The 5936-nt window shown below is 38.6% G+C and carries 5 protein-coding genes; all 5 read right to left on the bottom strand.

What is annotated here, in order from left to right:
* Positions 1 to 335: NifU N-terminal domain-containing protein (locus ACFIO3_RS07455; protein WP_375704264.1), on the bottom strand; the 335-nt coding region annotated here is incomplete at its 3' end.
* Positions 336 to 394: 59 nt separating this feature from the next.
* Entirely contained in the window at positions 395 to 886 is a 492-nt protein-coding gene (locus ACFIO3_RS07450) for a universal stress protein (protein ID WP_375607238.1), read from the bottom strand.
* Between the two features lie 62 nt (positions 887 to 948).
* Positions 949 to 2019, bottom strand: a complete 1071-nt coding sequence (trpS, locus tag ACFIO3_RS07445) for a tryptophan--tRNA ligase (protein WP_375607239.1) — start codon at positions 2017 to 2019, stop codon at positions 949 to 951.
* A 60-nt stretch (positions 2020 to 2079) separates the two neighbouring features.
* The gene (murJ, locus tag ACFIO3_RS07440; protein ID WP_375607240.1) at positions 2080 to 3651 is read right to left on the bottom strand and encodes a murein biosynthesis integral membrane protein MurJ; all 1572 of its coding nucleotides are present in this window, start codon (positions 3649 to 3651) and stop codon (positions 2080 to 2082) included.
* 778 nt (positions 3652 to 4429) lie between these two features.
* A partial coding sequence (locus tag ACFIO3_RS07435) for a BID domain-containing T4SS effector (RefSeq protein WP_375704263.1) occupies positions 4430 to 5936 on the bottom strand: 1507 nt, incomplete at its 5' end.

Genomic DNA, 5936 nt, shown 5'->3' with positions numbered 1-5936 from the left:
TCATAAAATTCTTCGTTAAGGGCATGGGTTTGTGCTTGTGTTGTGGCGTTGGTGGTGATCACTGGCTCATTGGATAGAAAATGTTCCATAATTGTGCCTAAAATGACGGGCTTAAGATGTTGCCATTCTCCTTCTTTTTTGCTCACGGTGATAAAATCATAGCCTAAAAAGACACCATTGATATTGGGAATATTAAACAGTTTAGCCGCTAAAGGTGAGTTTTTAGCTGCTTCTTCACGGTCACGAAATTCTAATACGCCCTCAGAAAGAACCACGCGTCCTGGCAGGAATTTAAGTGTTGCAGGGTTTGGGGTGGTTTCAGTTTGAATAAACATAGATTCTCCTTTTATAATGAAGGCTTGGGAAGATCTTACATTGTAGAAAATTATATTTTTTAGGCAATAGATCTAATATCTTCATCGGCAAGATTGCTAGGAATAACAATGACAGGGATTGAAAAAGCTGTCCCTTTATTCCCGATTAATTGAACAAGGGGTCCTGGTCCTTCTGTATGTCCACTGGCTGCTAAAACAATCAGTGCAATCCTTTTATCTTCGTCGATCAGTTTAGAAATCTCATCAATTTTTTTTCCTTCACGCACTACTATTTCTGTTTCAAGCGCATGGGTGGTGCGGACTTCACTGGCAATGTCTCCTAATATTTTATGAGCACTTTGCTTTGATTCTGTACGCATAAGGTTGTTTACACCCAGAAAATGTTGAAATTCTACACTATCAACGACACAAAGTAATACCAATGTTCTACTGGTATTTTGGGCATGCTGTGCGGCAAACGCAACGGCACGCCGACACTCTGGTGTTTCATCGATAATAACTAAGTTTTTTTTCTTTGGTTCTTTTTTCGGATTTTGGGGTTTGGAAATCATGCACTTTCTCTATTTTGTACAAACGATTTTTTTGCTCTCTACAGTTTTTAGTTTTATTATTTTTATGTATCGTGCAAAAATCCAACAATTTCACGAATTTTTTTCATATTCTCTTCTGCAAGCATACTAGCACGTTTAGCGCCATCATGCAAAACAGAGTCGATATAACCGCTTTCTTTATGAAGGCGACGTAATTCTTCTGTTATAGGGGCAAGCTTATGGACAACAAGGTCGGCTAGAGCTGTTTTAAAATGCGAAAACTGTTGACCAGAAAATTCTAAAAGAATCTTTTCTTTGCTAACTTTGGCAAAGGCGGCATAAATACCAAGCAGGTTGTCAACTTCTGGTCGTTCTTTTAAAGCAGCAAGGGTATCGGGAAGAGGAGCAGAATCTGTTTTGGCTTTGCGTATTTTTTTTGCAATAAGATCAGCATCATCGGTCAAATTAATGCGTGAAAAATCTGAAGGATCTGATTTTGACATTTTTTTCGTCCCATCGCGCAAAGACATAACGCGTGTGGCTGTTGTTCCAATCAGTGCTTCTGGAAGAGGAAAAAAGCCTTGTCTTTTTTCTTCATCCGTTTGCATAGAGACGCCAAAATTTAATTCGGCAATACGCTGTGCATAGTCGTTGTTAAACTTTTGTGCAATATCGCGTGTGAGTTCAACATGCTGTTTTTGATCTTCGCCTACTGGAACATGCGTTGCACGATAGACTAAAATATCAGCAGCCATCAAAGTGGGATAAGCAAAAAGCCCGATGGATGCTTTTTCGCGATCTTTTCCCGCTTTATCTTTAAATTGTGTCATGCGTTGAAGCCAGCCGATACGGGCAACACAATTAAAAATCCAGGCGAGTTCAGCATGTTGAAAAACACGTGATTGGTTAAAAATAATGTGTTTTTGAGGATCAATACCGGCGGCTAAAAAAGCTGCTGTCACTGTTCTGGTGGATTCGCGTAAAGTAAGGGGATCTGGGTTGACTGTGAGCGCATGCATATCCACAACACAATAGAGACAGTGATGAGAGTTTTGCAGTTCAACCCAACGCTGAATGGCTCCAAGATAATTGCCAAGATGTAAATGACCACTCGGTTGTACGCCGGAAAAGACAAGTGGTGTGAAGGTATCCATAGGAGTGCTCTTTCTTCAATTAAGGTTATTCATTTTATTGTTTTTGACAAAGTATAGATATTATGAGCGTTTTTTCAAATTTTTAAGCGTGTGAAAAAAGGAACGGGTGTTGAATAAAAAATAGGTACTAAAATAGATCAAAAATATGCCGATCATGATCCCAGCTAAGGTGATCGCGCGCAAGAAAAAGGATGCTTGTGAGGATAAAGGAAAAGACAAAAAACCAAATACATTCAATCCGTAATAGAGGGCTAGTGCACTCAAAAGAGTTGCCATCATGAGACATAATATTCGCTTTATTAGTTGGAAGTCGTATTTCCAATAACCGCGTTTGATAAGGACACTCCACAGCAACAGGGTGTTGGCCCATCCAGAGGTAATTTCAGCAATAACAATGCCTCGTGCAGATAGAATAGGAAATAATGTTAAGGCGAGACCGATATTGATAAAAACGCAAATACCTGTAAAAATCATCGGTGTTTTGGTATCTTCATGGGCAAAAAAATTAGGAATAAAGACCTTAATAAGAACAAAAGCTGGAAGTCCTAGTCCATAAAGCTCCAGTAATTGTGCAACATGGTGTGTTGATTGACTGGTAAATTGTCCTCGTTCAAAGAGCAAACTGACAATGGGAGTGGAGAGCAGCAAAAAAGCGATGGATGCTGGAAGTGTTAACAACAATGTTAATTCAATAGAGCGGTTTTGTAAATGGTGGGTTTCTTTATGCTTTTTGCTCCGCAAAGCGCGTGTTAACTCTGGTAAAAGAACCGTTGCAACGGCAATGGCGATTACGCCTAAAGGCAATTGATAAAGACGATCCGCATACATTAAAGAAGAAACAGCACCTGATTGACTAGAAGCAATGTTGGTATTAATGAGCAAATTAATTTGCGTGATGCCACCCGTGATGGCTGCTGGAAATGCTAAAGTTAACAGCTTGCGAACATTAGGACTAAAATGGGGCTGGCGGAAGGAAATTTTCATTCCACTTTGACGTAAAGCAAGGGCAATTAAGGTGAGTTGAAGAAGCCCTGCTGCCAACACACCCCAAGAGAGATTTAAACCGATATGCCAAGCGTCAAGTTTATAGATCCAAGCATAGGCAAGCACACCAATCAGAACAATGTTTAAAAAGAGTGGAGCAATGGCGGCAATAAAATAGCGTCGTAGAGCATTAAGCATACCCCCCATCATGGCAGCAAGCGACATGCAGGTTAAATAGGGAAACATGATTGCAGTAAAGTGAATTGTAGCGTTAAATTTTGTTACATCTTCTGTAAAACCTGGAGCAATAATGGTTCGTACCAAAAAAGGCATACTGAGTTCCATCGCAATCGTTAACAGTAAGAGCAGTGAAAAGAGAACGCCAAAGACCTCTTCTGCAAATTTGCATGCCGTTTCGTGGCCTTCTTCAGTGATTTTTTTTGCAAAAAGAGGAATGAAAGCAGCGTTAAAGGCACCTTCAGCAAAAAAACGACGAAATGTATTGGGAAAACGAAAAGCAGCGTTAAAGGCATCAGAAACAGGACCTGTCCCTAGGGCTGCTGCCATAAGCATTTCGCGTACGAAGCCAAAAATACGGCTCATGAGGGTTCCGGAAGCAACTGTCGCAATTTTTTTAATCAATGTCATAAAGATATATCAACTTTGTTGTAAAAGAGAAGCGATGACAGGAGAAATAAACTGTTTTAAATCGTAAAAATCTGATCTCTATCCTAATCAAGGAGACTTTTTGAAAGCGTTTTACGACGGTGTTTATCTTTCTGTCAACAATGGTGCTTGAAGACTTTTTTATGCTCCTTGTTTACTGTTGCATTAAAATTTTTATTGTTGCCATAAAATAATTAAAATTTCTTTTTCAAACTGAAATATGCGAGTGATATCATAACAGTTTGAAGGGATATATAATGATCATTTCCCTTTATGGTGTGATATCGTGAATAGTGTAAGCCAATACCGTTCTGTTTTATGTGAGGGGTGTGACCCTATTAAAAGAACTCCAATAAAATAAAAGCGTGGAGCAATGCGCCATTTCCATTATTTATTCATTATTAAGAAAACAGCGCTTTAGATCTTTTAAAAAGTCGTAAGGCTGAGCTAAAAGGTAATGGTAAAGTTGGTGATTGGTTTTCACTTTTACGGCTTTATGTTTTCCCCAAATTTGCCGGCCCTCCCATTTTAGAGATTACATAAACAAGAGGATAGGAAGACATGATCTTTCAACAGCATTTTTCCTGTTCAGGTTTCTTTTCACAGTTGATGAGGATAAAATCTGAGGAAATAAGATAAAAATTACTCTCTCATGGTTTCCATTCTCTTTGAGGTGCGATTGATTTGCCGATGAAGGCAAGGGGGATAAAGGCTATCATTTTTACCAGAGGGGGCGAAAAAGTTAAAGTTTATGAACCTTTTAGACATTCATTGCCATTGCTTTTGCGTGTGCCGTTTTGTGAGGTTGAATATTTTCTTGTCTTTTGGGATTCTGATTGACGTTTTCTGTCATTTTTTGCACTTTAATTGCCTCTTTATCAAGAGTGTTGGAACATTTTTTTTCATTGTTTTTCTTTATAGATTGATGCTGGTTTGGTGCGAAACGCTCATCGAATTTATGATTATAAAAATACATGGGTTGTATATGCTGTTCTATCTCTTTTATCTGCTTGACTATTTCCATAATCTCTTTTGCTTTGATGGTTGATGTGCCAAGACTCTTCGCAAGTCTTTCAGGATTATTTTCTTTTATAGCTTCATGCTCGCTTGAGGATAAGCGCTCATTGATTTTTTTGATATAAGTCCTTATCTCCCCCCTTAATTCGGGAGAGTTTGATAACGTTTCTTGCTGTTGTGTTTTTGACACGGAAAAGAGATTTGTTATCCAAGCTTTAGGTATTTCTACCGACTGTTCACACCGCCTTTGTTTTACATGATGGGTATGGAGAATGTCTCTTTCTGTTTGTTTAGAAATATTGATATAACGATCAATGGCTTTACAGAGGGGCAAAATATTTGCTTCAGCATGGGCGCGCGCGTTGTTTTTTATGCCAAATACATTGCTACCAGAAAGCTTAGAAATAGATTGGGGGGAGGTGGAAATTTGATAGGAGAGTTGTTCTCCTTCAGTATGATTTTCATGGATCATCTCAATTCTTTCCCGCAAAATATGACGATTGCCATAAATGATTTGGCACAAAGTTTCTATTTCTTTTCTTTTTGCTTGAATGGAAACGTTGTTTTTTATCCTTGTGGCAATTTCATTGTTGGTAAGGGGGGCTATTGTTTGTGCGGGGATAAGCACTTCTTGCTGGTTTTGAATTTTTGGTGCTGTAAAGGAGAGAGCGTCACCGATTTTTAATGTCTGTATTTGCTCTGGGGTGAGATCTTTTTTATTTCCCAAGATGAAAATTCCGTTAGCATCAAGCATAAAGCCATTGGGTCCACTGCCTCTGTAAAAGCCTTTATAGGTATGACCTTCTTTTGCTGTTATAATAAGATGATGATGAATACTCTCAAGCCCGATATGTTTCATACTGTCCATGAATTCTTTTAAAATAAGTATTTTTTCTGGATTTGAGATATCTTCAAGCAGATGTTTCATTTCTTCTTTATCGTTATGTTTTAGCGATGCAATGCTGGCAAGATTCATACGTTTTTCTGTTACAAGAGAAAAGTCGAGTGTGTGGCCAGCAACTTGCCCAAGTTTTTCAAAAAACATTCGTTGCGTGCGTCCATTACCTTCTCTGAAAGGATGGGTATAGTTGAGCTGTATCAACATTTCAGTGACATATTCAACAAATGTTTCGCGGGTTAAGCCTTTTAAACTATTCGTTTCAGCAAGTATTTTATCTAAATTTTCTAGTCCCTCCTGTATCTGTTTTGCTGAGGCAAAAGAAATACCAGCTTTTTTCATCATTGGCATA

The organism is Bartonella sp. AD328YNZD (assembly GCF_042196425.1).
Note: the sequence above shows the minus strand (reverse complement) of the source record. Positions and strands in the feature narration are given on the sequence as shown.

What these genes read in the sequence shown, in the direction of transcription:
- ACFIO3_RS07450 (WP_375607238.1), bottom strand. Translation starts at nt 886, where the DNA reads ATGATTTCCAAACCCCAAAATCCGAAAAAAGAACCAAAGAAAAAAAAC.
- trpS (WP_375607239.1), bottom strand. Translation starts at nt 2,019, where the DNA reads ATGGATACCTTCACACCACTTGTCTTTTCCGGCGTACAACCGAGTGGT.
- murJ (WP_375607240.1), bottom strand. Translation starts at nt 3,651, where the DNA reads ATGACATTGATTAAAAAAATTGCGACAGTTGCTTCCGGAACCCTCATG.